General features: G+C 71.3%; 23 protein-coding genes. 10 read left to right on the top strand and 13 right to left on the bottom strand.

The window, feature by feature from the left end; all coding sequences use genetic code 11:
• Positions 1–38 precede the first annotated feature (38 nt).
• The 5 genes from BMY19_RS15515 to BMY19_RS15495 all read right to left on the bottom strand — a co-directional run bounded on the left by BMY19_RS15515 (position 39) and on the right by BMY19_RS15495 (position 4894).
• A complete protein-coding gene (locus BMY19_RS15515) occupies positions 39–929 on the bottom strand; it encodes a F0F1 ATP synthase subunit gamma (RefSeq protein WP_056522491.1) in 891 nt (296 codons plus the stop codon).
• A 134-nt stretch (positions 930–1063) separates the two neighbouring features.
• Entirely contained in the window at positions 1064–2596 is a 1533-nt protein-coding gene (gene atpA, locus BMY19_RS15510; protein ID WP_100252206.1) for a F0F1 ATP synthase subunit alpha, read from the bottom strand.
• A gap of 54 nt (positions 2597–2650) precedes the next feature.
• Positions 2651–3223 carry a F0F1 ATP synthase subunit delta gene (locus BMY19_RS15505; RefSeq protein ID WP_100252205.1) on the bottom strand — a complete coding sequence of 191 codons (573 nt, stop codon included), beginning with the start codon at positions 3221–3223 and terminating at the stop codon, positions 2651–2653.
• 216 nt (positions 3224–3439) lie between these two features.
• Positions 3440–4138 carry a DsbA family protein gene (locus BMY19_RS15500; protein WP_056522497.1) on the bottom strand — a complete coding sequence of 233 codons (699 nt, stop codon included), beginning with the start codon at positions 4136–4138 and terminating at the stop codon, positions 3440–3442.
• 129 nt (positions 4139–4267) lie between these two features.
• Entirely contained in the window at positions 4268–4894 is a 627-nt protein-coding gene (locus tag BMY19_RS15495) for a 2-hydroxychromene-2-carboxylate isomerase (protein ID WP_056522500.1), read from the bottom strand.
• A gap of 212 nt (positions 4895–5106) precedes the next feature.
• On the opposite strand from BMY19_RS15495, the gene BMY19_RS15490 reads away from it, so the two are divergent.
• A complete protein-coding gene (locus tag BMY19_RS15490; protein WP_100252204.1) occupies positions 5107–6345 on the top strand; it encodes an argininosuccinate synthase in 1239 nt (412 codons plus the stop codon).
• Positions 6346–6394: 49 nt separating this feature from the next.
• On the opposite strand, the gene BMY19_RS15485 is transcribed toward BMY19_RS15490, so the two are convergent.
• Positions 6395–7039: a hypothetical protein gene (locus BMY19_RS15485; protein ID WP_091977071.1), complete on the bottom strand. Its 645-nt coding sequence runs from the start codon at positions 7037–7039 to the stop codon at positions 6395–6397.
• Positions 7040–7101: 62 nt separating this feature from the next.
• Complete coding sequence (gene mtgA, locus BMY19_RS15480) at positions 7102–7752, bottom strand: monofunctional biosynthetic peptidoglycan transglycosylase (RefSeq protein WP_244534926.1); 651 nt, start codon at positions 7750–7752, stop codon at positions 7102–7104.
• A 155-nt stretch (positions 7753–7907) separates the two neighbouring features.
• Here mtgA and BMY19_RS15475 point away from each other — a divergent pair, with 155 nt between their 5' ends.
• A complete protein-coding gene (locus BMY19_RS15475; protein ID WP_026604982.1) occupies positions 7908–8879 on the top strand; it encodes a polyprenyl synthetase family protein in 972 nt (323 codons plus the stop codon).
• 211 nt (positions 8880–9090) lie between these two features.
• Here BMY19_RS15475 and mmsB read toward each other — a convergent pair whose 3' ends face one another.
• The 4 genes from mmsB to BMY19_RS15455 all read right to left on the bottom strand — a co-directional run bounded on the left by mmsB (position 9091) and on the right by BMY19_RS15455 (position 14308).
• Positions 9091–10218 carry a multiple monosaccharide ABC transporter permease gene (gene mmsB, locus BMY19_RS15470; protein WP_244534933.1) on the bottom strand — a complete coding sequence of 376 codons (1128 nt, stop codon included), beginning with the start codon at positions 10216–10218 and terminating at the stop codon, positions 9091–9093.
• An 86-nt stretch (positions 10219–10304) separates the two neighbouring features.
• On the bottom strand, positions 10305–11840 hold the full coding sequence (gene mmsA / locus BMY19_RS15465; RefSeq protein WP_100252202.1) for a multiple monosaccharide ABC transporter ATP-binding protein: 1536 nt from the start codon (positions 11838–11840) through the stop codon (positions 10305–10307).
• 99 nt (positions 11841–11939) lie between these two features.
• Positions 11940–13013: a multiple monosaccharide ABC transporter substrate-binding protein gene (gene chvE, locus BMY19_RS15460; RefSeq protein ID WP_100252201.1), complete on the bottom strand. Its 1074-nt coding sequence runs from the start codon at positions 13011–13013 to the stop codon at positions 11940–11942.
• A 545-nt stretch (positions 13014–13558) separates the two neighbouring features.
• Positions 13559–14308 carry an SDR family oxidoreductase gene (locus tag BMY19_RS15455; protein ID WP_100252200.1) on the bottom strand — a complete coding sequence of 250 codons (750 nt, stop codon included), beginning with the start codon at positions 14306–14308 and terminating at the stop codon, positions 13559–13561.
• Positions 14309–14518: 210 nt separating this feature from the next.
• Between BMY19_RS15455 and BMY19_RS15450 the strand changes: the two genes are divergently transcribed.
• The 5 genes from BMY19_RS15450 to mutS all read left to right on the top strand — a co-directional run bounded on the left by BMY19_RS15450 (position 14519) and on the right by mutS (position 20930).
• Positions 14519–16252 carry a patatin-like phospholipase family protein gene (locus BMY19_RS15450; protein WP_100252199.1) on the top strand — a complete coding sequence of 578 codons (1734 nt, stop codon included), beginning with the start codon at positions 14519–14521 and terminating at the stop codon, positions 16250–16252.
• Between the two features lie 140 nt (positions 16253–16392).
• Entirely contained in the window at positions 16393–16596 is a 204-nt protein-coding gene (locus BMY19_RS15445) for a hypothetical protein (RefSeq protein WP_020093487.1), read from the top strand.
• A gap of 70 nt (positions 16597–16666) precedes the next feature.
• Complete coding sequence (locus BMY19_RS15440; RefSeq protein WP_100252198.1) at positions 16667–17524, top strand: alpha/beta fold hydrolase; 858 nt, start codon at positions 16667–16669, stop codon at positions 17522–17524.
• Positions 17525–17761: 237 nt separating this feature from the next.
• On the top strand, positions 17762–18070 hold the full coding sequence (locus BMY19_RS15435; RefSeq protein ID WP_026604979.1) for a hypothetical protein: 309 nt from the start codon (positions 17762–17764) through the stop codon (positions 18068–18070).
• 142 nt (positions 18071–18212) lie between these two features.
• Positions 18213–20930 (top strand): DNA mismatch repair protein MutS, encoded by a 2718-nt coding sequence (gene mutS, locus BMY19_RS15430; RefSeq protein WP_100252197.1) that lies wholly within the window; start codon positions 18213–18215, stop codon positions 20928–20930.
• Positions 20931–20970: 40 nt separating this feature from the next.
• Here the strand turns inward: mutS and BMY19_RS15425 are convergent, their stop codons facing one another.
• Both BMY19_RS15425 and BMY19_RS15420 read right to left on the bottom strand, forming a co-directional pair.
• Positions 20971–21408 carry a response regulator gene (locus BMY19_RS15425; RefSeq protein WP_020093483.1) on the bottom strand — a complete coding sequence of 146 codons (438 nt, stop codon included), beginning with the start codon at positions 21406–21408 and terminating at the stop codon, positions 20971–20973.
• A 57-nt stretch (positions 21409–21465) separates the two neighbouring features.
• Positions 21466–22542, bottom strand: a complete 1077-nt coding sequence (locus BMY19_RS15420) for a histidine kinase dimerization/phosphoacceptor domain -containing protein (RefSeq protein WP_100252196.1) — start codon at positions 22540–22542, stop codon at positions 21466–21468.
• A gap of 203 nt (positions 22543–22745) precedes the next feature.
• On the opposite strand from BMY19_RS15420, the gene BMY19_RS15415 reads away from it, so the two are divergent.
• From BMY19_RS15415 to BMY19_RS15405, 3 genes are all read left to right on the top strand, one after another.
• Positions 22746–24131: an AmpG family muropeptide MFS transporter gene (locus BMY19_RS15415; RefSeq protein WP_056522528.1), complete on the top strand. Its 1386-nt coding sequence runs from the start codon at positions 22746–22748 to the stop codon at positions 24129–24131.
• A gap of 25 nt (positions 24132–24156) precedes the next feature.
• Entirely contained in the window at positions 24157–25095 is a 939-nt protein-coding gene (locus BMY19_RS15410) for an EcsC family protein (RefSeq protein ID WP_100252195.1), read from the top strand.
• A gap of 82 nt (positions 25096–25177) precedes the next feature.
• Positions 25178–25837: an MgtC/SapB family protein gene (locus BMY19_RS15405; protein WP_020093479.1), complete on the top strand. Its 660-nt coding sequence runs from the start codon at positions 25178–25180 to the stop codon at positions 25835–25837.
• Positions 25838–25861 lie beyond the last annotated feature (24 nt).

Genomic DNA, 25861 nt, shown 5'->3' with positions numbered 1-25861 from the left:
AACCTACCCTTCAAGCTGTGCGGTCGGGTCGCGGTGCCTCAGAGGGCTTCCGCACCCGAGATGATCTCGATGAGTTCCTTGGTGATCATGGCCTGACGCGTCCGGTTGTAGATCAGCGTCTGCTTCTTGATCATCTCGCCCGCGTTGCGGGTCGCCGAGTCCATGGCGCTCATGCGCGCGCCCTGCTCGGAGGCGGCGTTCTCCAGGAGCGCCCGGTAGATCTGCACCGTCAGATTCTTCGGCAGCAGCGTCTCGAGGATCGCCTCCTCGGACGGCTCGAATTCCAGGGCGGCGTTGCCGGCCGCCGCCTTCGCGGTCGTGTCGACCGCCGGCAGCTCCGCGGGGATCAGGCGCTGCGCGGTCGGGATCTGCGAGATGACCGAGCGGAACTCGGAGTAGAACAGGGTCGCGACGTCGAACTCGCCGTTCTCGAAGCGGGTCAGGATCTTGTCGGCGATCGAGGCGGCGAACTCGTAATCCACCGGGCGGTTGCCGCGGATGTCCATGCTCTCGACGATCTGGTCGCGGTACTGCCGGCGCAGCGCGTCGAGGCCCTTCTTGCCGACCGTCATGATCTTGACGGTCTTGCCCTCGGCGGCGAGCTTCTGGGCGTACTCGCGCACCGCGAGGCGGACGATCGACGAGTTGAACGCGCCGGCGAGGCCGCGGTCACCGGTGCACACCACGAGCAGGTGCGTCTGCTCGGAGCCGGTCCCGGACAGGAGCCGCGGGGCGCCGACGCCGCCGACGAGGTTGCCCGCGAGGTTGCCGAGCACCGCCGACATCTTCTCGGCGTAGGGACGGCCCGCCTCGGCGGCCATCTGCGCCCGGCGCAGCTTGGCGGCGGCGACCATCTGCATGGCCTTGGTGATCTTCTGCGTCGCCTTCACCGAGGTGATGCGGTTGCGCAGGTCCTTCAAACTCGCCATCGGGTGAGGTCCAGGTCCGTTCTATGGGCCTCTCCTTCCCTCGGCGGGAAGGAGCCGGAAGTTCGGGCGGTGCGGCGGGGACCGGGATCCCCCCGCACCACCCAAGATCCCTCCCCGAGGGGAGGGGCCTCACATCAGCCGATCGACTTGGCGACGCTCTCGACGACGCTCTTCAGCTTGCCGGCGTTCTCGTCCGACAGGTCCTTGGAGGCGGCGATCGAGTCGAGCAGGTCCTTGTGCTTGGAGCGCAGGGTCGAGAGCAGCGCGTCCTCGAACGGGCGGACCTTGGTCACCGGCATCTTGTCGAGATAGCCGTTCACGCCGGCGTAGATCACCGCGACCTGCTCTTCCATCTTCAGTGGCGAGAACTGCGGCTGCTTCAGGAGCTCGGTGAGCCGCGAGCCGCGGTTCAGGAGGGCCTGGGTGGAGGCGTCGAGATCCGAGCCGAACTGCGCGAAGGCGGCCATCTCGCGGTACTGCGCGAGCTCGCCCTTGATCTTGCCGGCGACCTTCTTCATCGCCTTGGTCTGGGCCGAGGAGCCCACCCGCGACACCGAGAGGCCGACGTTCACCGCCGGGCGGATGCCCTGGTAGAACAGGTCGGTCTCGAGGAAGATCTGGCCGTCGGTGATCGAGATCACGTTGGTCGGGATGTAGGCCGAGACGTCGTTGGCCTGGGTCTCGATGACCGGCAGGGCGGTCAGCGAGCCGTTGCCGGCGGCGTCGCCCATCTTGGCGGCGCGCTCGAGCAGGCGGCTGTGGAGGTAGAACACGTCTCCCGGATACGCCTCGCGGCCCGGCGGGCGGCGCAGCAGCAGCGACATCTGACGGTAGGCCACGGCCTGCTTGGACAGATCGTCGTACACGATCACGGCGTGCATGCCGTTGTCGCGGAAGTACTCGCCCATGGCGCAGCCGGCGAACGGCGCGATGAACTGCATCGGGGCCGCGTCGGACGCCGTGGCGGCGATGACGATCGAGTACTCCAGCGCGCCCTGGTCCTCCAGGACCTTCACGAACTGGGCCACCGTCGAGCGCTTCTGGCCGATGGCGACGTAGATGCAGTAGAGCTTGGCCTTCTCGTCACCGCCGGCGGCGTGGCCCGGCTTCTGGTTCAGGATCGTGTCGAGGGCGATGGCAGTCTTGCCGGTCTGGCGGTCGCCGATGATCAGCTCGCGCTGACCGCGGCCCACCGGGATCAGGGCGTCGATCGCCTTGAGGCCCGTGGCCATCGGCTCGTGCACCGACTTGCGCGGGATGATGCCCGGGGCCTTCACGTCGACGCGGCGGCGCTCGGTGGAGACGATCGGACCCTTGCCGTCGATCGGGTTGCCGAGGGCGTCGACGACGCGGCCGAGCAGGCCCTTGCCGACCGGCACGTCCACGATGGCGCCGGTCCGCTTGACGGTCTGGCCTTCCTTGATCTCGCGGTCGGAGCCGAAGATCACGATGCCGACGTTGTCCTGCTCGAGGTTGAGGGCCATGCCCCGCACGCCCGACTCGAACTCGACCATCTCGCCAGCCTGGACGTTGTCGAGGCCGTAGGCGCGGGCGATGCCGTCGCCGACGGACAGGACCTGTCCGACCTCGGAGACCTCGGCCTCTTCGCCGAAGTTCTTGATCTGCTCTTTCAGGATCGCGGAGATCTCGGCGGCGCGGATGTCCATACTCGGGCCTCTGTCGCTGATGCGTTTATGCGTGTTCGGGTCGGATGGGGGCGCTTACCGCGCGGCCCGCATCGCGAGGCGGATACCGTTGAGCTTGGTCTTGAGAGAGGCGTCGACCATGCGCGAGCCCATCTTCACGACGAGGCCGCCGATCAGGCTCGGGTCGATCACGAGGTCGACGGCAACCTCAGCCTTGGCGATGTCGCGCAGCGACGCCTTGATCTCCTCGATCACCGCGTCGGAGGGCTTCTCGGCCACCCGGACCTGGGCGCGCACGATGCCCTTCGAGTCCTGGACCAGGGTCCGGAACGCGTCGATCATGTCGGGCAGGGCGAAGAGCCGGCGGTTCGAGGCCGCGAGGCGGATGAAGTTGCCGGCGAGGCCGCCGATGCCCGCCTTGTCGAGCACGGCGCCGATGGCGGCCGCCTGCTCCTCGGCGCTGAAGACCGGGCTGCGGACGAGGCGGCGGAGATCCGCGCTCTCCTTCAGCAGCGTGTCGAATTGATCGAGGGACTCGGCGACCGCGTCGACCTGGCGCTCGTCGCGCGCGAGCTCGAACAGGGCGGAAGCGTACCGGCCCGCCACGCCTGCGACCAGGGGACCAGCCTCGGAACCGTTCTGCGCCACCCGTCGCTCTCTTCTCTGGTTGCCCGTCCGCTCCGCGCGCTCCGGCTGGAGCGCGGTGCGAGACCGTTCGGGACGTGGGATCGCGCCGGCAACGGACAGGTCGAGAACTGTCCTCGCGGCGCGGCGACCGCCTAGCATGCCAGCATGGCCGCGCGCAACACGGCAGGCGCGCGTCGCTGCGCGTCAGGACGGCGGAAGTGTGACGCGGGTCCCGCCTCAGCAGGCGAGCCGGTCGCAGCGCCGCACGCTCGCGATCATCTTGGCCATGGCGCCGGCGCCGGGATGCCCGAGGATCCCGCTGTTGCCGATCACGTAGGACGGCGTCGCGTAGAGGCCGAGATCCGCGGCCATCCGCATCTGGCTCTTCAGCGCCGCGCGCACCTCCTCGCTGTCGGCGATCTCCTCGACCTCCGCCTGCGGGATCCCCATCGTGGCGGCGACGGCGAGCGCGCCGGGCCCGTCGATGCGGCCGGGCTTGCCCAGCAGCGTCTGGTAGAAGCGCCACGCGGCCTCGGAGCCGAGCTTGCGCTGCACCGCCAGCATCACCTTGGCGGCCTGGGCGGATTGCGGCGACAGGATCGGGTTGTGGACAAGCCCGATCCGCAGCTCCGGATCGCTGTCGTGCAGGGCGACCACGTCGGCGGCCGCCTTCCGGCAGTACGGGCAGTTGAAGTCGAAGAACTCGTAGAGCGTGGTCCCGGCATCCCGCGGCCCGACATAGGTCACGCCGCGCAGGGCCGGGATCTGCCCGGTGATCTCGCCCGGCAGGATCGAGTTCGCCACCGCGCGCCCGTCGTCGCCCGTCACCGCGACCCGCTGGCCGTAGGATTGCGCGGAGGCGCCGGTCAGGCCGGCACCGAAGGTGGCGGCTGCGGCGAGCAGGAGACGTCGCGAGACAGGCTTCGAAACAGGCATGGGACTCGTCCGGGGCATCGCTGTCCCGCTCCGGCCGCGCCGAAGCGGAGCCGGACCAGAACCAGGGGGTCGAGTCGGTTTCATGGCCGAGCGGCCGTGAACGTCGCGCTACCGCGCGGCGGGCGCGGCCTAGCGCAGCCCCTTCGGCCGGTCGCCGGTCGCCCAGGCCAGGGCCTGCTCGAGCCGGTCGTTGCCCCAGAACAGCTCGCCGTCGTCGACCAGGAACGTCGGCGCCCCGTAGATCCCGCGGGAGCGCGCCTCCTCGACGCTGACCCGCAGCTTCGTCTTGTTGGCCTCGGCGGCGGCGGCCCGCACGGTCTGCGTGCCGTCGAGCCCGAGCGAATCGAGGATCTCCGCGACGGCCGCCGGTTCCGCGATCGAGCGGCCCTCGGCGAAGCTCGCGGTGAAGACCGCCTTCGAGAACGGCACCAGCCAGGGCTGGTCCTGGCCGAGGATCGCGACCCGCACCGCGCTGAGGCTGTTCTGCGGGAACTGGGCGGGGCGCGTCACCGGCGGCAGGCCGAGGCGCGCGGCCTCGCGCTCGACGTCGCGCCACATGTTCTTGCCCTTGGCCGCGTAGAGATTGAACGGCGAGGTGGTCCAGCCCTGCGCGGCGAAGAGCGGCCCGACCAGGAAGGGGCGCCACCGGATCGCCACGTCCGCCTCGGCGGCGGCGGCCTCGACGCGCATGGCCGCGAGGTAGGAGTAGGTGGAGGCGAATTCGTACCAGAACTCCAGAATTGGCTGGCGCGCCATAGACTTCGCTTCTCCGATGCACTCTCGCGGCGATGACGACCTGCAACGCCCGCGCCGTTTCTGACACAACCGCAAGGCCGTCGTGAGGCGAAACGCGGCCGATCCTCCGGCATCTCGGCTACGCGCGAGGCGGCGCGCCGGTTGCAGGCCGGTGACACCCGCGATAAGCCGCAAACGCCGAGCCAGATCCCTCGCCCAGTTCCGGAAGTCCCATGTCCGTTCCCGCGAAGAGCCCCGTGAAGAAGGTCGTGCTGGCCTATTCCGGCGGCCTCGACACATCGATCATCCTGAAGTGGCTGCAGACCACCTACGGCTGCGAGGTCGTCACCTTCACGGCCGATCTCGGCCAGGGCGAGGAGCTGGAGCCCGCGCGCCGCAAGGCGGAGCTGCTCGGCATCAAGCCCGAGAACATCTACATCGAGGACCTGCGCGAGGAATTCGTCCGCGACTACGTCTTCCCGATGTTCCGGGCGAACGCCGTCTACGAGGGCGTCTACCTGCTCGGCACCTCGATCGCCCGGCCGCTGATCGCCAAGAAGCAGATCGAGATCGCCGAGCGCGTCGGCGCCGACGCGGTCTGCCACGGCGCCACCGGCAAGGGGAACGACCAAGTCCGGTTCGAGCTCGGCTATTACGCGCTCAAGCCCGACGTCACGGTGATCGCGCCCTGGCGCGAGTGGGACCTGCGCTCGCGCGAGCAGCTCATCGCCTTCGCCGAGCAGCACCAGATCCCGATCGCCAAGGACAAGCGCGGCGAGAGCCCGTTCTCGGTGGACGCCAACCTCCTGCACGCCTCCTCGGAGGGCAAGGTGCTGGAGGATCCGGCCGTCGAGGTGCCGGACTACGTCTACTCGCGCACCCTCTCCCCCGAGGAGGCGCCCGACCAGCCGACGGTCATCACGATCGGGTTCGAGCGCGGCGACGCCGTCTCGATCGACGGCGAGGCTCTGTCGCCCGCGAGCCTGCTGACCAAGCTCAACGAGCTCGGCCGCGCCAACGGCATCGGCCGGCTCGACCTGGTGGAGAACCGCTTCGTCGGCATGAAGAGCCGCGGCATGTACGAGACGCCCGGCGGCACGATCCTGCTGCCGGCGCACCGCGCCATCGAGTCGATCACGCTGGACCGGGGGGCCGCGCACCTCAAGGACCAGCTCATGCCGCAATACGCCGAGCTGATCTACAACGGCTTCTGGTTCTCGCCGGAGCGCGAGATGATCCGGGCCCTGATCGACAAGAGCCAGGAGAAGGTCACCGGAACGGTGCGGCTGAAGCTCTACAAGGGCGGCGTCCACGTGATCGGCCGCGAGAGTCCGCACTCGCTCTACGACCAGGACCTCGTGACCTTCGAGGAGGGCGCCGTCGCCTACGATCACCGCGACGCGGCGGGCTTCATCAAGCTCAACGCCCTGCGGCTTCGCACGCTGGCCCAGCGCAGGAAGCGCGAGGGCTGAGCCCGCTGCCGGTCGCCGCCGCGCGGGCGGCAGCGACCGGAGGTAGCCGTCAGGCGGGGAGCCAGCGCTCGGCGGCCCGACGGAAGTCGCCGGGCCCGAGATCGGCGTAGCGCAGGAAGATCTGCAGGGCCGGCTGCAATTCGCGATGGAGGCGCACGAGCCGCGTCTCCGCGTCCTCGTCGTCGTTCGCGGCCGCGCCCGGCACGGCGGCGAGAAGGCGCTTCATGGCCGCGGTGTAGGCGCCGTCCGCGCCGTAGGGCCGCTCCGGGTCGACGCGCGGCACCCCCTGCTCGGCGTTCCACCCGATATTCAGCTGCGGGATCAGCGCGAGGTGCTCGGGCGTCACCGCGAAGGTGATGACGTCCGGGGTCTCGCCGGTGGCCGCGTCCCGGAAGACGTCGCCCACGGCGCCCGGATCGAGCTTGGCCAGACCATTGTGGTACTGGTACCGGCCCGGCTTCAGCTGCCCGTTCTGGACGAAGACGGCGAGGCCGTCCTCGAGCGACCGGTGCTCCTCCTCGGCGCCCTCGTCGTCGCCGGTGACGTTGGCGATGTCGCCGTCGCGGTCGAGGCTGCCATAGGGGGCGGCCGGGTGGATGGTCGGCGCCCCCGGCTCGGCGCCGTCCCAGGCGACGACCATCCGGCGGATCAGGGCGATGCGCTCCAGGCTCAGGTCGTAGACGGCATCGCTCATCGTGTATCGGTCCCGGCTCTCACGCTTGGAAGGCCCGTCTTACAGAGGCGAGTCGCCCCCTGCTACCGCCGCAAGCAGCCCGTGAGGCCGTCGATCTGTCCCATCATCGCCTGGATCCGCGCGGCCCGGCGGCGCACCCCGGGGGAGGGCCGGCCGGCGCTGCGGGTGATCGGGTTCGGCAGCACGGCGGCGAGGAGGGCGGCCTCGTTGCGGGTCAGCCGGCTCGCGTCCTTGCCGAACCAGTGCCGGCTCGCGGCCTGCGCGCCGTAGATCCCGTCGCCCCACTCGGCGACGTTGAGGTAGATCTCCATCATCCGGCGCTTGCCCCAGAGCGTGTCGAGCGCCAGCGCCAGCGGGATCTCGATGGCCTTCCGGATGTAGGAGCGGCCGGGCCACAGGAAGACGTTCTTCACCGTCTGCATGGCGATCGTGGAGGCGCCGCGGCTCGGGGAATCCTCGTCCTCGACCACGTCGCGGATCGCGCCGAAATCGACCCCGTGATCCAGGCAGAAGCGCTGATCCTCCGAGGCGATCACCGCCTGCGGCAGGACCGGCGCGATGGCGGAGAGCGGGACCGGATCCCAACTCACCGGCTGAAGCGTCAACCACCGTCCCAGCATCAGGGTCGACGGCGGCATCACCGCGCTATAGACGAGCGCCAACGTCAGCGCGAGGACGAACCCGACGGCGGGGAGCAGCAGCAGCGCTCCCACAAGCTGTCGGACGCGACGGGAACGGCGCGGGCGCGCGAGCGGGAGGTCGCGACCTGCCGTCTCCCGCCTGCGTCGAGCCCCGTCCACCGTGAGTCCGTCCCCGCCCAACTGACACCCGATTGGTTTTCGCAAGGCCAGGACCGGACGTAAGCCCGATGACCCCGACCCCCTCAACGCAGGCACCGACCGGTTCGGTCAAGGCAGTCACGCCGGCCGCCGATTTTACCCACAGGTTGACGGAGGTCGCCGGCACGGTCGAGACCTTCCTGGTCGAGCGGCTCGGCCCCGCGGTCGGCGCCGGCGAGATCGCCCGGCCGCCCCGCCTGATGGAGGCCATGCGGCACGCCGTGCTCGGCGGCGGCAAGCGTCTCCGGCCGTTCCTCGCCATCGAGACCGCCCGGATGCTCGGCGGCTCCGAGGCCGCCGCCCTCGCCGCCGGTGCCGGCGTCGAGCTGGTCCACTGCTACAGCCTCGTCCACGACGACCTGCCGGCGATGGACGACGACGACATGCGCCGCGGCAAGCCCACGGTCCACAAGGCCTACGACGAGGCCACCGCCATCCTCGTCGGCGACGCCCTGCAGACGCTGGCCTTCGAGATCGTGGCCGACCCGACCTGGCAGCCGGATGCGCGCATCCGCGCCGACCTCGTGCTCGGCCTCGCCCGGGCCTCGGGCCTCGGCGGCATGGTCGGCGGCCAGCTCCTCGACCTCACCGCCGAGGGCCGGTTCGGCGCGGCCAACATGGACGTGGACGACACCCTGCGGATGCAGGCGATGAAGACCGGCGCGATCCTGGCCTTCTCGGTGGAGGCCGGCGCGATCGTCGGCGGTGCCGACAAGGACCAGCAGGCCGCACTCCTGCGCTACGGCCTCGCCCTGGGGCAGGCCTTCCAGATCGCCGACGACATCCTCGACCGGGAGGCCTCGCCCGAGGCCATGGGCAAGGCCACCGGCAAGGACAAGGATGCCGGCAAGGCGACGCTCGTCGACCGTCTCGGCATCGACGGGGCCCGCGCCGAGTGCGACCGCCTCGTCGGCGTCTGCGAGGACGCGGTGTCGTCCTGGGGGGAGGGCGCCCGCGTCCTGCGCGACGCCGCCCGCTTCACGGTCGCCCGCAAGACCTGATCGCGCCGGGCGGCGGAAACCCGGCCGCCGCCTCGGGCGGCCGGGCCGGGCCCGGCGGCCCGACCTCCGCGAACACTGCGCCACGACCACGCGGGGCACGCCACAAGCGATCGCGGCACCGCCGGATCGACACCCTCCGCGAGGCGGACCCGCGCCGTCCCGATCGGGGCCATCCGAACCGGAGGCGGGACCGCGGAGCGCGCGGCGCCGGTCAGAGCCGGTTGGTCTTGTTGTGGACGTCGAGGCACACGGCGGCGAGCAGGACGACACCCTTGATCACCTGCTGCCAGTCGACGCCGATCCCCAGGATCGACATGCCGTTGTTCATGATTCCGATGATGAAGGCGCCGATCACGACGCCCGAGACCTTGCCGATGCCGCCCGCCGCCGAGGCGCCGCCGATGAAGCAGGCCGCGATCACGTCGAGCTCCATCCCGACGCCGGCCTTCGAGTTCGCGGTGTTGAGCCGGGCGACGAAGATCATGCCGGCGAGGCCCGCCAGCGCGCCCATGTTGGCGAAGGTCAGGAAGGTCAGCCGCTCGGTCTTGATCCCCGAGAGGCGCGCGGCCTTGATGTTCCCGCCCAGCGCGTAGATCCGGCGCCCGATCGTCGTCCGCGTCGTCACGAAGCCGTAGAGCGTCACCAGCGCCAGCAGCACGAGGAGCACGTTGGGCAGGCCCCGGTACGCGCTCATCTGCCAGGCGAAGGCCAGGATCAGGATGGCGGTCACGCCGTTGCGGCCGATGAACGCCGCCGGGGACTCGGCCGGGCTCCCGTTCCGCAGCCGAGCCTGCCGCCGTCGCCAGTTCAGCCCGGTCAGCGTCGCGACCAGCGCGGCGGCGATCAGGACTGCGGTCCAGGGTCCGGCGCCGTTGACGAGGAAGCCCTTGGCGAGGAGCTGGAACACCTCCGGGAACGGTCCGATGGAGGCCCCCTGCAGCAGCACCTGCGTCAGGCCGCGGAACACCATCATGCCGGCCAGGGTGACGATGAAGCTCGGGATGGCGAGGTAGGCCACGAAGTAGCCCTGCAGACCGCCGATGACCGCGCCCACCGCGAGGCACAGGACGGCCGCAGAGAACGAGTCGACGTGGAAGCGGACCATCAGCAGGGCGGCGAGCGCCCCCACGAAACCGACCACCGAGCCGACCGACAGGTCGATATGCCCGGCCACTATGACCAGCAGCATCCCGAGCGCCATCACGACGACGTAGCTGTTCTGGAGGATCAGGTTGGTCAGGTTCAGCGGCTGGAACAGGACGCCGCCCGTCGCGACCTCGAAGAACAGCGTGATCGCCGCCAGCGCGACGACGAGCCCGTAGGCGCGCAGCTGCGCCATCGGCAGGCGGCCGCGCCGGACCCCGGCCGCACCCGCCGGGACGATGTCGTGGCCGGGGCTCACGGACTTGCTCACTGTGATGTCGGTCATTCGTTCAGACCCCTGGAGCGCATGATCGCGCGCATGATCGCTTCCTGGCTGGCCTCGGCGCGGTCGAATTCGCCCACGAAGCGCCCCTCGTTCATCACGTAGATGCGGTCGCAGAGGCCGAGCAGTTCCGGCATCTCCGAGGAGATCAGGAGGACGCCGCGGCCGTCCTCGGCCAGCTCGTTGATGATGCTGTAGATCTCGTACTTCGCGCCGACATCGATGCCGCGGGTCGGCTCGTCGAGGATCAGCACCTTGGGCCGGGTGAACAGCCACTTGCTCAGCACGACCTTCTGCTGGTTGCCGCCCGACAGGTTCACGGTCTGCTGCGTCACCCCGACGGAGCGGATGCGCATCTTGGTGCGGTAGCCGGTCGCGACCCGGTGCTCGGCCGCCTCGTCGATCACCGCGGCGGTGGAGATCCCGGGCAGGTTCGCCAGGGTGGTGTTCCGGGCGATGTCCTCGCCCAGCACGAGCCCGAGCTGCTTGCGGTCCTCGGTGACGTAGGCGAGGCCGGCCGCGATCGCCCGGTCGATCGTCGAGACGTCGACCTCGACGCACTCGATCCGGACCGTGCCCCGGATGTCCCGGCCGTAGGACCGGCCGAAGAGGCTCATGGCGAGCTCGGTCCGGCCGGAGCCCATCAGGCCCGCGATCCCGACGATCTCGCCCCGGCGCAGGCTCAGGTCGACGTCGCGCACCACCGCCCGGTCGGCGTGGACGGGGTGGTGGACCGTCCAGTCGCGCACCTCCATCAGCACCGCGCCGATCCGCGGCGTGCGGACCGGGTAGCGGCTCTCCAGCGTGCGGCCGACCATCGCCCGGATGATGCGGTCCTCGTCGATCGCGCCGCCGCGGCAGTCGAGGGTCTCGACGGTGCTGCCGTCGCGCAGGACCGTGATCCGGTCGGCCACCTTGGCGATCTCGTTGAGCTTGTGGGAGATCAGGATCGAGGCGATGCCCTGCGCCTTGAAGCGCAGCAGGAGCTGCAGCAGGGCCTCGCTGTCGGTCTCGCTCAACGACGCGGTCGGTTCGTCGAGGATCAGGAGCTTCACCTCCTTGGAGAGCGCCTTGGCGATCTCCACGAGCTGCTGCTTGCCGACCCCGAGATGTGTGACGAGGGTGTCGGGGCTCTCGTCGAGCCCCACCATCGCCATCAGCGCGCGGGCGCGGGCCTGGACACGATCCCGGTCGATGACCCCGAACCGGGCCGGCTCGTTGCCGAGGAAGATGTTCTCGGCGATCGACAGATACGGCACCAGGGCGAGTTCCTGGTGGATGATCACGATGCCGAGGCGCTCGCTGTCCGTGATGTCCCGGAAGCGGCCCGGCCGCCCCTCGTAGGTGATGTCACCCGTGTACGACCCGTAGGGATACACGCCGCTCAGCACCTTCATCAGCGTCGACTTCCCCGCGCCGTTCTCGCCGACCAGGGCGAGGATCTCGGCGGGCTCGACGGTCAGGTTGACGTCGGAGAGGGCCTTCACGCCGGGGAAGGTCTTGGTGATTCCCCGCATTTCGAGAACGGGCTGCATACGGCGCCTACCAGCTCGGACTGCACGTTCGGCCCGCGCGACAGCCGTCGCGGCGGGGATCGGATCGGGCGGAGCGACCGGGCTCCGCCCCGGCATCGGTCACTTGAGCTGGTCGAGCGTGTAGTAGCCCGTGTCGATCAGGGCCGGCTTCCAGTTGGCCCGGGTGACGATCACCGGCGTGAGCAGGTAGGACGGGACGATCTTCTTGCCGTTGTCGTAGGTCTTCACGTCGTTGACCTCGGGCTGTCGGCCCGCCTGGATGGCGTCGATCATCGCCACCGTCACCTTGGCCAGGTCCCGGGTGTCCTTGAAGATCGTCGCCGTCTGCTCACCGGCGATGATCGACTTGACCGATTGCAGCTCGGCGTCCTGGCCGCTGATCACCGGCAGCTTCACGCCGCCCGACCCGTAGCCCACGCTCTTCACCGACGAGAGGATCGCCGTGGAGATGCCGTCGTAGGGCGAGAGCACGGCATCCAGATGGGCGTTGCCGTAATAGGCCGAGAGCAGGTTATCCATCCGCGCCTGGGCGGTCGCGGCGTCCCAGCGCAGGGTGGACACCTTGTCCATGCCGAACTGGCCCGAGCGCACAACGAGCCTCTTCGCGTCGAGGTAGGGCTTCAGCACCGACAGGGCGCCGTCGTAGAAAAAGTATGCGTTATTGTCGTCGGGCGAACCGCCGAACAGTTCGATGTTGAAGGGCGCCTTCCCGTCCTTCAGGCCGAGGGCGTCGACGATGGATGTCGCCTGCTGAACGCCGACCTTGTAGTTGTCGAAGGTGGCGTAGTAATCGACGTTCGGCGTCTCCCGGATGAGCCGGTCGTAGGCGATGACCCTGACGCCGCGCTCGCTCGCTTTGGACAGCACATCGCTGAGGGTCGTGCCGTCGATGGAAGCGATCACCAGGATCTTCACGCCGGTGGTGAGCATGTTCTCGATCTGGGCGAGCTGGGTCGGGATGTCGTCGTCCGCGTATTGCAGATCCGGCTTGTAGCCCTTGGCCTTCAGAAGCCTGACGATGTTGTTGCCGTCGTCGATCCAGCGCTGCGACGACTTGGTCGGCATGGCGACCCCGATCGGATCCCCGCCGGCCGCCTGCGCGGATGTCGCGGCGGACACGCCGAGGAGCGACAGGCCCAGGATGTATTTGAGAACCGTCTGCCTGGCGATCATAATCCCCCCTATCGCTTCGCAGCCGGACTTCGACTTCAATCGAAGCGAGTCCGTGCTTCCATTATTGTCGATTGATTATTTTCTATAATTAAAACTCGATGTTTTACTTACCTTGTCTATGGCCGACACCCATCCACTGCCCGACCGAATATCCCTGCGGGAGCCGATCCGGCAAGCTTGGCCGGGTTGGCAGGCAGAGGCGCGATTCGGGCGCCGCCGGCAGCCTCTTCGAGGGCCAAGCCCGGACCTTGAGAAGCTCGGGCATTCGATTTGTATGAGTTATAGAACGGGCCGTCAATCGGCACGCGCGGCGCCCCGTCTCGCGGCGCAGCCTCAGGTGTGTGTGGAGCGCGCCGCGGATTCAGGCCCGGATTCGATCGCCGGTCGGCGCGATGGGGTCGCGTGGGCCACGGGGCGCGGCCGGCCGATCGGCACGGCGGCGATGACCGGTCCGCTCGATCGGATCAGGGCAGGCCGGATCGCGTGTCCGCACCGCCAAGCAGTTCAGCGCGGCGTCGCCGCGCGGGCCCGGAAACCGCGTTGGTTCAGCCGCGGCCGACGAACGGCATCTTGGTGGCCATGATGGTCATGAACTGCACGTTGGCCTCCAGCGGCAGGCTCGCCATGGACAGCACGGCCTGACCGACATGGTCCGGATCCATCACCGCCTCGGCCCGCAGGGAGCCGTCCGCCTGCGGGACGCCGGCCTTCATCTTGCCGCCCATGGGCGTGTCGGCGTTGCCGATATCGATCTGGCCGCAGGCGATGTCGTAGGCCCGGCCGTCGAGGGAGGTCGCCTTGGTCAGCCCGGTCACGGCGTGCTTGGTCGCCGTGTAGGCGATGGAGTTCGGTCGGGGCGCGTGGGCCGAGATCGAGCCGTTGTTGATGATCCGGCCGCCCCGGGGATCCTGGTCGCGCATGATCCGGAAGGCGTGCTGCGTGCACAGGAACAGCGCCGTGAGGTTGGTGTCGACCACCTGCCGCCAGGTCTCGAGGGGCAGATCCTCCAGCGGGACCGCCGGAGCGCCGATCCCGGCATTGTTGAACAGCAGGTCGAGCCGGCCGAACTCCGCCTTGGTGCGCGTGAACAGGGCGGCGATCGAGTCGGGATCGGTCACGTCGGTCGGGACCGCCAGGGCCCCGTGACCGATCCGCGCGGCGACCTCCTCGAGGGGAGCCTGACGCCGCCCCGAGAGGACGACGCGCCATCCGGCGTCGGCGAGCGCCAGGGCGGCGGCCTTGCCGACACCCGTCCCGGCCCCGGTCACGATCGCGATCCGCTCAAGCCCCGACATGCGTTCCTCCCGGTTCCGGTGTTTCACCGCCTGTAGCGGATGGCCGCCGCCGCGCGAAGGCGTCGGCGTTTCAGATGCGGGCCGCGGTCACGGGGCGTACCGGCGGCCGCCATGCGCTATGGTGGTCGAAAGACACGGGGACGGGAACGGAACAATGGGGCAGGGTTCGTCGGCAGGCCTGCTCGGGACGGGCGACGCGGCGGTCCCGGCGTGAGCGCCCCCGAGATCCCGTTCCTCGCCGGCCTCGACGCGCCGGCGGTCGCGGCCGTGCGGGCCCGGATGGTGCCGGTGGCGGTGCCGGGCGGCCGGACCCTGTTCGAGCAGGGCGAGACCGGGGACGCCCTGTACACGCTGGTCTCCGGCGCGGTCGGCGTCTCGGCCCGCGACCATGCCGGGCGGCCGACCCGGATCGCGCGCCTGCGGCCGCCCGAGACCTTCGGCGAGATGGCCCTGCTGTCGGACGCCCCGCGGGCGGCGACCGTTATGGCGCTGCGCGATTCGCACCTCCTGCAACTCACCCGCGACGCCTTCGAGGCGGTGATCGCCGAGCACCCGCACACGCTCCTCTATTTCGCCCGGATGCTCGCCGACCGCCTGCGGGCGATCTACGACGGCCATTCGGTCCACCACGCACCGCGGATCTTCACGATCCTGGCCGTGACCGAGGGGCCCGATCCGGCGCGGGTGGCGCGGCAGCTCGCCGCCGCCTTCGACGCCCTGCTGCCCGGGAAGACCGGCTGCCTCACCGACTGGCCGGAGGGCGCCGACGAGGCGTGGTTCCAGGCCTTCGAGGGCGCCCACGCGCGCACGATCTTCGCGGCGCACGACATCGACTGCCCCTGGTGCCGGCAGAGCCAGCGGCGGGGCGACCATGTCCTGCTCCTCGCCGAGCCCGGCGCGCCGCCCCGGCCGGGCGCGGCGGCCTATCTCGACCGGGTGCGCTCCGACTGGATCCGCATGGACCTCGTCGTGCGCCAGGACCCCGCGGCCCGGCGCCCGAGGGCCCTGCATCCGGAGGTCGCCGCGCTGCCCGCGGCGATGCGCATCCAGGTCCGGGACGGCGACCGGGGGGATCTGCATCGCCTCGCGCGGCTCGCCAGCGGGTCGGCGCGCGGCCTCGTCCTCGGCGGCGGCGGGGCGCGGGGGCTCGCCCATCTCGGGGTGCTCAAGGCCCTCGACGAGGTGTCCTGCGCGCCCGACTTCGTGGGCGGGACCAGCATGGGCGCGATCATCGCGGCGAGCCTCGCCATGGGCTGGAGCGTCGCGGAGATCCAGGCCCAGATCGAGGCGTTCTTCGCCACCAGCAACCCGATCAACGACTACACGCTGCCGCTGCACGCGCTGACCCGCGGCGCAAAGGTCGATGCCGGCCTCGCGGCGCGCTACGGCGGCGTGCGCATCGAGGACCTCTGGCTGCCGTTCTTCTGCGTCTCGTCGAACCTGACGACCGGCAACACCATGGTGCACCGCTCGGGCGACCTGCCGAAGGCCCTGCGCGCCAGCATCGCGATCCCCGGCCTCCTGCCGCCCGTGCTGTGCGACGAGGGCGTCCTGGTCGACGGCGGCATGATGAACAACCTGCCGGCCGACGTCGCCGCCGGGCTGGAGCGCGGCCCGGTCCTGGCCGTCGATGTCGGGACCGACCGGGCGTTCCAGGACATGCCGCGGCGCGGGTGGAGCGGCCGGCTCATGCGCAGGCTGATCGGCTCGCCGCTGGCGATGCCGGGCCTGGCCCCGCTGCTCCTGCGCGCCGCCACCGTGTCGAGCGACGCGCAGAGCCTGATGGCGGCGGCCCACGCGACCGCCGTGCTGAAGCCGCAGCTCTCCGGCATCGACCTGCGGGCGTGGTCGCGCTTCCGGGAATCGGCGGAGCTCGGCTACCGGGAGACCCGCGCGGGCATCGCGACCGGGACCCTCGCGCGCTGGCTCGATCCGATGCGCTGAACGGGTGCGCTGACCCGGTGCTCTGACCCGGTGCGCTGAGATGTCCGCGTGCGGCGGCGCACGCGCGGCGCCCGCGGCCCTGTAACCCGGACCATCCGCCGACGATCTCCGGTGCAACACGTCATCGGGAGACCGGAACCATGACCCATCCTGCCAAGACCCCGACCGGCGCCGTGCCCGGTTCCGCGCCGGACCGGCGCGCCGCAGCCGACCATTCCGGGCCGCACGCCCTCCTGCACGGCGCCGCCTTCGTGCTGCTGTGCCTCTGGACGCGGACCGCGCCGGAGCGTCTGCGCGACCAGCTCTCCCCGGACGCCGGTGACGGCGCCGCGCTCGGCTTCTGAGCGGACCGGACCGGAGGATGCGCGCGTTCTCCGCCGCGGGGGGGCCCGACATGACGGAGCGCGCGCGAGGATGACCGTCGCGGGAGTGAGGTTTCGCCGGATCGCCCTGCCGGAGGTCGGCCTGCACGTGGCCGAGGCAGGCCCCGAGACGGGGCCGCCGACGATCCTGCTGCACGGCTTCCCGGAATCCTGGTACGGCTGGCGCCACCAGATCGGGCCGCTCGCCGAGGCGGGGCTGCGGATCATCGCACCGGATCAGCGCGGCTACGGCCTCAGCGACAAGCCGGCGGGGATCGCCGCCTACCACCTGGACCGGCTAGCCGGCGACGTCCTGGCCCTGGCCGACGCCTACGGCGCGCCCACGGTGCGGCTCGTCGGCCACGACTGGGGTGGCCTCGTCGCGTGGTGGGTGGCGAGCCGCCACCCCGAGCGGATCGACCGGCTGGCGATCCTCAACGCGCCGCATCCCGCGATCGTCGGCGCCTACATGCGCCGCCATCCCGGTCAGTGGCTGCGCAGCACCTATGTGGGCCTCTTCCAGCTCCCGCGCCTGCCCGAGCGGCTGCTCACGGCGGATCGCGGCCGGGCCCTGCGGCGCGCGCTGACGACCTCCAGCTGGCCCGGCACCTTCGCGCAGGCCGATCTCGACCATTACGTCGCGGCGTGGCTCCGGCCCGGCGCGATGACCGGCATGCTGAACTGGTACCGGGCCCTTGTGCAGCTGCCCCGGGCGCGGCCGCCGCGGGTGCGCGTGCCGGTGCTGATCCTCTGGGGGCGACGGGATACGGCGCTGCAGCCCGGCTTGGCGGAGGCGAGCCTCGCGTACTGCGACGCCGGCCGGCTCCGCTGGTACGAGCGGGCCAGCCACTGGCTCGCCCACGAGGAGCCCGAGGCGGTCAACGCCGACCTCGGCGCGTTCCTCCGCTAGCCGCCTTGCACCCGCGTGAAAGCGGGCCGGTCCACGCGGGCAAGTTGTAGAGCGATATTCAATGCACGGCCGGATCTCGCAAGTCTCCGCGCCGGCGGGTGCGGACGCGCGTCGGGCGGTGCGGTAATCCGTTCGCTTCTCGGAAGCCACGTACTATTTTTCGCTCGCCGCTCCGGAACATGACGAGCACTTGTCACTTGGTGGTGGCCCATGAGGGCTGATCGGAGCTACTCCACGATGTCTTTTCGTTCTTTCCTGACCGCGGGTGTGGTCTTCGGCGGCCTCCTGGCCGGAACCGTCGCGTCGCAGGCCGCGCCCGCGATCGCGCAGCCCGGCTTCGCCGGATCCGACATGGTCGAGACCGTGGCGATGCATCGCCATCACCGCATGCATCATCACCGGATGCACCGCCATCACTCGACCCGGCACGAGCGCCGGATGCGGCGCATGAACACGATGCGCCACGGCAACCCGAACGCCCGCAACCCGTCGCGCCCGGGCTACCAGCAGCAGCTCGGCAACACCACGGGCGGCCCGCGCTACTGACATCGCGACCGCGCCCGGATTCCGCGCAGGCTGTGGCGGATCCGGGCGCCATCCACCGGCGATGCGGAGTCCGGGCGCCTTCTCCCCAGTCGCATCGGTTCGCCCGGCCTGATTCGCCGGCGTCGCTCTGCTAAGAGGCGGCATGGCCAGAACCGCCGTCCGCCCCGCCGCCGACACGACGCCCACGCCCGGCCTGGACCCGGCCGGCGCGACGCCGATGATGGCGCAGTACATCGAGATCAAGGCCGCCAATCCGGACTGCCTGCTGTTCTACCGGATGGGCGACTTCTACGAGCTGTTCTTCGAGGACGCGGAGATCGCGTCCCGGGCCCTCGGCATCGTCCTGACGAAGCGCGGCAAGCACGCGGGCGGCGAGATCCCGATGTGCGGCGTGCCGGTCGACCGGTCCGACGACTATCTCAACCGACTCATCGCCCTCGGCCACCGCGTGGCGGTGTGCGAGCAGACCGAGGATCCGGCCGAGGCCAAGAAGCGCGGGCCGAAATCCGTGGTCCGCCGCGAGGTCGTGCGGCTCGTCACGCCCGGCACGATCACCGAGGACCGGCTCCTCGACCCGGCCCGCGCCAACCTCCTCCTGGCCATCGGCCGCCGGAAGACGGGGGAGGGGGCGGTCGCCTACGGCCTGGCCGCGGTGGACATCTCCACGGGCCGCTTCTCCCTCAGCGAGGTCGCGGGCGGCGACCTGTCCGGCGCCATCGCCCGGCACGACCCGCGGGAGATCGTCCTGTCGGAGGCGATCCACGCCGATCCGGCCCTGGCGCGCCTCTGGCAGGAGAGCCGCGCGGCCGTCGTACCTCTGGCGCAGGCCGAGCTCGAGCCCGCGGCCGCCGAGCGGCGCCTGCGCGAGCAGTACGGGGTCTCGACCCTGGAGGGGTTCGGCCAGTTCACCCGGGCCGAGATCGCGGCCGCCGGGGCGGCGCTGCTCTACATCGCCCGGACGCAGCTCGCGGCCCGTCCGCCCCTGGCGGTCCCGACCCGCGAGGATGGCGGCGCCACCCTGGCGATCGACGCGGCGACGCGGGCCAATCTCGAACTCACCCGCACCCTGTCGGGCGAGCGCGCCGGGAGCCTCCTCGCCACGATCGACCGGACCGTGACGGCGAACGGGGCGCGGCTGCTCGCCGAGCACCTCGCGGGCCCGTTGACCCATCTCGACGCCATCGCCCGGCGGCACGCCGCGGTGGCGTATCTGGTGGAGGACGCGCGCCTGCGCGGCTTCCTGCGCGACGCCCTGGCCCGCGCGCCCGACCTCGCGCGGGCGCTCTCGCGGACGGGGCTCGGTCGCGCGGGTCCTCGGGACCTCGCGGCCATCCGCGACGGCCTCGCGGTCGCGGCGGATCTCGGCGCGCGCCTCGCCGCCATGAACGGCCTCCCGGCGGAACTCGCCCGGCTGGCCGAGCATCTGGCCGAGGCCGACCGGGCGCTCATCGCGACCCTGGCGGCGGCGCTCGCCGACGAGCTGCCCCTGAGCCGGCGCGACGGCGGCTTCGTCCGCACGGGCTACCACCCGGAGATCGACGAGGCGCGGACCCTCGGACAGGATTCCCGCAAGGTGATCGCGGCCCTTCAGGCGCGCTACGCCGAGCAGACCGGCTGCCGGACCCTGCGGATCAAGCACAACAACCTGCTGGGCTACTTCATCGAGGTCCCGCAATCGGTCGGCGAGGCCTGCCTGAAGGGCCTGCAGAGCGAGTTCGTCCATCGCCAGACCATGGTGGACGCGATGCGCTTCACCAGCGTCGAGCTGGGCGAGCTCGAATCGAAGATCTCGGGCGCCTCCGACCGGGCCCTGGCCCTGGAGGCCGCCGTCTTCGACGACCTCGCGGCCCGTGTGCTGGCCCAGGCCGAGCCCGTCGCCGAGGTGGCCGAGGCGCTGGCCGGGCTCGACGTGGCGGCGAGCCACGCGGAACTCGCCGTCGAGCTCGACTGGCGGCGTCCCGTGGTCGACGACTCGCTCAGCTTCGTCGTGGTCGGCGGCCGCCACCCGGTGGTCGAGGCGGCCCTGCGCCGGGCCGGCGAGCCGTTCATCGCCAACGACTGCGACCTGTCCGGCGACACGCGCGGCCGGATCCGCCTGATCACCGGCCCCAACATGGGCGGCAAGTCGACCTTCCTGCGCCAGAACGCGCTGATCGCGGTGCTCGCCCAGATCGGCGCCTTCGTGCCGGCCGCGGAGGCGCGGATCGGCCGGGTCGACCGGCTGTTCTCCCGCGTCGGCGCCGCCGACGACCTCGCCCGGGGGCAATCGACCTTCATGGTCGAGATGGTCGAGACCGCGGCGATCCTCAACCAGGCGACCCGGCGCTCCCTGGTGATCCTGGACGAGATCGGCCGCGGCACCGCGACCTTCGACGGCCTGTCGATCGCCTGGGCCTGCCTGGAGCACCTCCACGAGGTGAATGCCTGCCGGGCGCTGTTCGCCACGCATTTCCACGAGCTGACGGCGCTGGGCGACCGGCTGGCGCGGCTGGAGAACGCCACCCTGAAGGTGGCCGAGCACCGGGACGGCGTCGTGTTCCTGCACGAGGTCGTGCCGGGCGTCGCCGAGCGCAGCTACGGGCTGCAGGTGGCACGGCTCGCCGGCCTCCCGGGCAGCGTCGTGACCCGGGCCGGGGCGATCCTCAAGAGCCTGGAGAAGGCCGAGCGGGGCCGTCCCGCCCGCGCCCGGATCGACGACCTGCCGCTCTTCGCGGCCCTCGCGCCACCCCCGCCGCCGGAGCCGCCGCCGGAGGATCCGCTGGGCGCGCTGCTCGACGGGATCGACCCGGACGCGCTGACGCCGCGCGAGGCGCTGGACGCGCTCTACCGGCTGAAGCGCGAGCGGGCGGCGCGGGGCTGAGACCCGTGGGCCGCGCGCCGGGGGCCTGACCCGAAGAATCTCAGACGGGCGCGGGCGAGAACCCGTCCGGGCAGGCCGGCCCGTCGCGGCCGGCCCGGCGATCGGCCACGTAGTCGAGGGTGCTGGCCACGACGCGCTCGGAATAAGGCTTGGCGATCACCCCGATCGCGCCGGCGAAATCGGCCGGGATGCGCTTGGCGTTGGCGGTCATGAACACCACGGTGGTGCGCCGGTCGGCCGAGAGCGCCCGGGCCACGTCGATGCCGGTCGGGCCGTCGACGAGGTGGATGTCGACGAGGGCGACGTCGGGCGCCGTGGACCGGCCCATCGCGATGGCCTCCGTCGCGTTGCCGGCGACGCCGACGGTGACGTGCCCGAGATCGTCCAGCAGGCATTCCAGCTCGAGGGCGATCAGGGCCTCGTCCTCGACCACGAGGATGCGGAGGGCGGCGTCCGCGGCGGCGTTCCCGGTCCCCATGCGCTCTTCGTCCTCCGGCCCCGCGGCCGACGAGCTTGATGCCTCCACGTCGATTTCTCAAGCCGGCTGCTGGAGCGGGATGTCGATCTCGACGGTCGTGCCCGGGCCGGCATCCGCCCAGGCGATGGTCCCGCGCATCTGCCGAACCACCATCTCCACGAGATTGCGCCCGAACCCCGCCGGGTTCGGGGCCGCCGCGGCGACGCCGACGCCGTCGTCGCGGATCGTCATGTGCATCCCGCCCTCGGTGCGGCGGGCGACGATCGACACGCGCCCCTCGCGCTCGCCCGGGAAGGCGTGGCGCAGGGCGTTGGCCGTCAATTCGTGGATCATCAGCGCGAGAGGCGCCGCCATCGCGGCGGCCACCGCGATCGGCTCGACATCGGCCTCCACCCGGCGCCGCTCCGGGTCCAGGCCGGCATTCATGTCGGCCAGGAACTCGGCCGCGAAGTCGCCGAGGTTGAAGTGCGTGCAGTCGCCCTCGGAGTAGAGCATCCGGTGGGCGGTCGAGAGGGCGCCGATCCGCTCCGCCATGCCCTGGAGCGCGTCGCGCGCCTCGCCCTCGGGCGTGCGCCGGGCCTTCAGGAGCATCAGCGACGAGATCACCTGGAGATTGTTCTTCACCCGGTGGTCGACCTCGTGGAGGAGGGCGGTCTTCTGCTCCAGCGCCGATGTCAGGTCCTGGGTCCGCGCCGCGACGAGGCGCTCCAGCTCGTCGTTGGTGCCGCGCATCGACACTTCCATCTGGTGGACATGGGTCATGTCCGCCTGCGCGGCGTAGAAGTAGGCGAGCCCCTCGGCGTCGCGCACCGGCGTGATGGTCATCGCGTTCCAGAACGACGACCCGTCCTTGCGATAGTTGAGCAGCTCCACCGAGATCGCCTCGGCGGACTCGACGGCCGCGCGGATCCGCTGGATCGTCGACCGGTCCGTGGCCGGCCCCTGCAGCATGCGGCAGTTGCGCCCGACGATCTCGTCGGCGGCGTAGCCCGTGGCGCTCAGGAACGCGTCGTTCGCCCAGGCGATCGGGTTGTCGGGCGCGCGCGCATCGGTGATGACCATCGGCGACGGGCTCGACGCGAACGCGTCGACCAGCGTCGCGAGGGGCGGACCGGTCTCGGATCGGGCACTCAACGCATCATTCCACAGTCAGGCGGTGGCCCCGTTCGTCCGGCGGCGCCACCATCGCGCTCCGACCGCGGGACGTGGACACCGCGTTAAGCAAGCTTCTACCAAGATTGGGGCGCAAGACAGCACGATCCAGCGGAGACAGGTGCGGCGTAAGGCTGCCACGATTTCGCGGGATCAAGGCCACGAACGCTCAGGAGTTCCATGCCATGGCGAACCAGCCACAGGCGACGCGTCGCTTCCGGCTCCGCGACATCGTCGAGGACCGGCGGATCGCGCTCATGCTGGCACTCGGATTCTCGTCCGGACTGCCGCTGCTCCTGGTGCTGGGGACGTTCACGCTCCGCCTCGCCTTCTCGGACATCGACGTGCGGGCGATCGGCCTGTTCAGCTACGTGGCGCTGCCCTACTCGCTGAAGTTCCTCTGGGCGCCCGCGATCGACCGCCTGAACGTGCCGGTGCTGAGCGCCCGGCTCGGGCGCCGCCGCGCCTGGATGGTGACGACGCAGGCCGCGGTCGCCCTGTGCCTGATCCTGATGGCCTTCTCGGACCCGAAGACCAACCTCGCCCTCCTCGGGCTCGGGGCCTTCCTGGTGGCGTTCTGCGCGGCGAGCCAGGACGTCGTGATCGACGGTTGGCGCATCGACGCCGCCGGCAGCGACTTCCAGGGCATCCTGGCGGCGACCTCGAACCTCGGCTACCGCCTCGGCCTGATCAGCGCCGGCGCGGGCGCGCTGTTCATCGCCTCCGCGGGGGGCTGGACGCTGGCCTACCTGATCATGGCCGCCCTCATGCTGGTCGGGATGATCGCCGCCCTGCTGGCCCCGGCCTTCGACAGACCGCGCGCGGCCCCCGCCGAGACGCCCGGCCGGTCCCGGTTCTGGTCGATGCGCCGCGCCATCCTGGAGCCGCTGACCGAGCTGCACGGCCGGTTCGGCGGCGCGCTCTGGGGCATCCTCCTGCTCGTGGCCCTGTTCCGGCTGCCCGACTTCCTGTCGGGCGTCATGGCGAGCCCGCTCTACCGGACGCTGGGCTTCGACCTGAAGGAGATCGCCACCGTCACCAAGCTCTACGGCATCTGGGTCGGCATCGCGGGCGGCTTCGCGGGCGGCTGGGCGCTCGCCCGCTTCGGCCTGTTCCCGACGCTGCTGCTGGGCGCCTTCCTGGCCGCCGCCTCCCACCTCGCCTTCGCGTGGCTGGCGGCCGGCGCGCCCGAGATCTGGCGCCTGACCGTGGCCATCTCGATCGAGAACTTCTGCGGCTCCTTCGCGGGGATCGTGCTGATCGCCTACATGTCGAGCCTCACCAGCCCGGCCTACGCGGCGACGCAGTACGCGCTGTTCTCCTCGCTCTACGCGCTGCCGGGCAAGCTGATCGCGGGCTCGTCGGGCTTCGTGGTCGCGGCGATCGGCTACCCGGCCTTCTTCGTCATGACCTCCCTCGTGGGAATCCCCGTCCTCGTGCTCTGCCTCGCGGTCGGGCGCCGGAGCGGTCGGGTGGAGGCCGCGGCCCCGGCGCGGGACGCCCAGGAGCCGGGGAACCGCATCCCGGGGCCCGAGCTTCCTACCACGGCGCGCGCCCCCGGGGCCGCGTGAGCGGGACAGATCCAGGGATCGACGGATGAGCACGAGCGACCTCACCCGCGCCGGCGAGACGCTGCCGGCCGAGACGCCAGAGATAGCGCTGAGCGACGCGGACCTCGCCGCCCTGCGCCGCGCCGTGCAGGTGCTAGAGCGTCCGAGCCTCGCGGCGCGGCTCTCCGCGGCGGCCGGCGCGCCCCTCGACATCATCGGCCGATCGCTGCCGACCCCGGTCACCGAGGCCGTCAGCCGCAGCACCGAGGTGGCCATGCGGGGCGCGCTGCGCGTCGCGCTGGCGACGCTGCCGCGCAAGGAACTCGTCCCCGCCGAGGGCGAGGGTCTCGGCGGTGTGGCCGCGAAGGCCGAGAGCCGTCTCGCGCGGCTGCTCGGCTCGGGCGACGCCAAGCACAGAGCGATGGCGGCGCTCTCGGGCGCGGTCGGCGGCGCGTTCGGCCTCGCGACGCTGGCGGTCGAGCTGCCGGTCTCGACCACGCTGATGCTGCGCTCGATCGCCGAGATCGCCCGGGAGGAGGGGGAGGATCTCGAGACCCCCGAAGGCGCGCTCGCCTGCGTGCAGGTCTTCGCCCTCGGCGGCCGGGCCATGGCGGAGACCGAGGCGGGCTCGGCGCTCACCGAGAGCGGCTACTTCGCGGTCCGCGCCGCGCTGGCCAAGACCCTGTCGGAGGCGGCGCGCTACGCCGGGAGCAAGACGCTCCTCGACCAGTCGGCGCCGGCGCTGATCCGCTTCACCGCCCAGATCGCCGCGCGCTTCGGTCTGGTCGTCTCCCAGAAGGTCGCCGCGCAGGCGGTGCCGATCCTCGGCGCCTTCGGCGGCGCGGCGGTCAACACCGCCTTCATGAACCACTTCCAATCGACCGCGCGGGCGCATTTCACCGTGCGGCGCCTGGAGCGCGCCTACGGGGCCGCCGCGGTGCGGGCCGCCTACGAGGTCGAGAAGGCGGCCCTCGGGATCGCTTGATCCGCCCGCGGTAAAGCCGCAAGGATCCGCGCCATCCGCACGGGGCGGAGGCACGGAGGCGGTCCTGATCGGCAACGGCGAGATGGTGGCCCGGCTGGCGCTGGCGGCGCTGTTCGGCAGTGTGGTCGGCCTGGAGCGCGAGCGGCTGCTCTGGGCGGCCGGCCTGCGGACCCATATGCTGGTCTGCGTCGGCTCCTGCCTGATCATGCTAGTCTCGGCCTTCGGCTTCGCCGACGTGCTGGGCGCCGAGCACGTCGTCCTCGACCCGTCCCGGATCGCCGCGCAGGTCGTCTCCGGCATCGGCTTCCTCGGCGCGGGGACGATCCTGCTGCGGGGCGAAGTCGTGAAGGGCCTCACTACGGCCGCGAGCCTCTGGGGTGTGGCGGCGATCGGGCTGGCGATCGGCAGCGGCCTCTACGTGCCGGCCCTCGCCGCGACGGCGCTCATCGTCGGCATCCTGGCCGGCGTGAAGCCCTTCGAGGAGCGCTGGCGCGACCGGATGCGCGCCCAGACGCTGCGGCTGACCGCCAAGCGCGGCACCATGTCGATCGACACCCTCCAGGCGGCGACCGGCGAGCGTGCCTCGCGCGTCCGGACCTTCACGGTCCATCCGGGCCCCGACCCGGACCTCGACGAGGTCACCGTCACCTTCGTGCGCCTGTCGCGGACGAGCTTCGAGACCATCGCGGCGAAGCTGCGGGCGATGCCGGACGTCACCTCCGTCGACGTGGCGGAGAGCTGACGGCGGGTGATGCGGTGCGAGCCG

Origin of the sequence: Methylobacterium sp. UNC300MFChir4.1 (assembly GCF_900110155.1) — a bacterium.
Lineage (GTDB): Bacteria > Pseudomonadota > Alphaproteobacteria > Rhizobiales > Beijerinckiaceae > Methylobacterium.
The sequence above is the reverse complement of the archived record's forward strand: the minus strand, read 5'-3'. Positions and strand labels throughout refer to the sequence as shown.

What these genes read in the sequence shown, in the direction of transcription:
- BMY19_RS15515 (WP_056522491.1), bottom strand. Translation starts at nt 929, where the DNA reads ATGGCGAGTTTGAAGGACCTGCGCAACCGCATCACCTCGGTGAAGGCG.
- atpA (WP_100252206.1), bottom strand. Translation starts at nt 2,596, where the DNA reads ATGGACATCCGCGCCGCCGAGATCTCCGCGATCCTGAAAGAGCAGATC.
- BMY19_RS15500 (WP_056522497.1), bottom strand. Translation starts at nt 4,138, where the DNA reads ATGCCTGTTTCGAAGCCTGTCTCGCGACGTCTCCTGCTCGCCGCAGCC.
- BMY19_RS15495 (WP_056522500.1), bottom strand. Translation starts at nt 4,894, where the DNA reads ATGGCGCGCCAGCCAATTCTGGAGTTCTGGTACGAATTCGCCTCCACC.
- BMY19_RS15490 (WP_100252204.1), top strand. Translation starts at nt 5,107, where the DNA reads ATGTCCGTTCCCGCGAAGAGCCCCGTGAAGAAGGTCGTGCTGGCCTAT.
- BMY19_RS15485 (WP_091977071.1), bottom strand. Translation starts at nt 7,039, where the DNA reads ATGAGCGATGCCGTCTACGACCTGAGCCTGGAGCGCATCGCCCTGATC.
- BMY19_RS15475 (WP_026604982.1), top strand. Translation starts at nt 7,908, where the DNA reads ATGACCCCGACCCCCTCAACGCAGGCACCGACCGGTTCGGTCAAGGCA.
- mmsB (WP_244534933.1), bottom strand. Translation starts at nt 10,218, where the DNA reads ATGGCGCAGCTGCGCGCCTACGGGCTCGTCGTCGCGCTGGCGGCGATC.
- mmsA (WP_100252202.1), bottom strand. Translation starts at nt 11,840, where the DNA reads ATGCAGCCCGTTCTCGAAATGCGGGGAATCACCAAGACCTTCCCCGGC.
- chvE (WP_100252201.1), bottom strand. Translation starts at nt 13,013, where the DNA reads ATGATCGCCAGGCAGACGGTTCTCAAATACATCCTGGGCCTGTCGCTC.
- BMY19_RS15455 (WP_100252200.1), bottom strand. Translation starts at nt 14,308, where the DNA reads ATGTCGGGGCTTGAGCGGATCGCGATCGTGACCGGGGCCGGGACGGGT.
- BMY19_RS15445 (WP_020093487.1), top strand. Translation starts at nt 16,393, where the DNA reads ATGACCCATCCTGCCAAGACCCCGACCGGCGCCGTGCCCGGTTCCGCG.
- BMY19_RS15440 (WP_100252198.1), top strand. Translation starts at nt 16,667, where the DNA reads ATGACCGTCGCGGGAGTGAGGTTTCGCCGGATCGCCCTGCCGGAGGTC.
- BMY19_RS15435 (WP_026604979.1), top strand. Translation starts at nt 17,762, where the DNA reads ATGTCTTTTCGTTCTTTCCTGACCGCGGGTGTGGTCTTCGGCGGCCTC.
- mutS (WP_100252197.1), top strand. Translation starts at nt 18,213, where the DNA reads ATGGCCAGAACCGCCGTCCGCCCCGCCGCCGACACGACGCCCACGCCC.
- BMY19_RS15425 (WP_020093483.1), bottom strand. Translation starts at nt 21,408, where the DNA reads ATGGGGACCGGGAACGCCGCCGCGGACGCCGCCCTCCGCATCCTCGTG.
- BMY19_RS15415 (WP_056522528.1), top strand. Translation starts at nt 22,746, where the DNA reads ATGGCGAACCAGCCACAGGCGACGCGTCGCTTCCGGCTCCGCGACATC.
- BMY19_RS15410 (WP_100252195.1), top strand. Translation starts at nt 24,157, where the DNA reads ATGAGCACGAGCGACCTCACCCGCGCCGGCGAGACGCTGCCGGCCGAG.
- BMY19_RS15405 (WP_020093479.1), top strand. Translation starts at nt 25,178, where the DNA reads ATGGTGGCCCGGCTGGCGCTGGCGGCGCTGTTCGGCAGTGTGGTCGGC.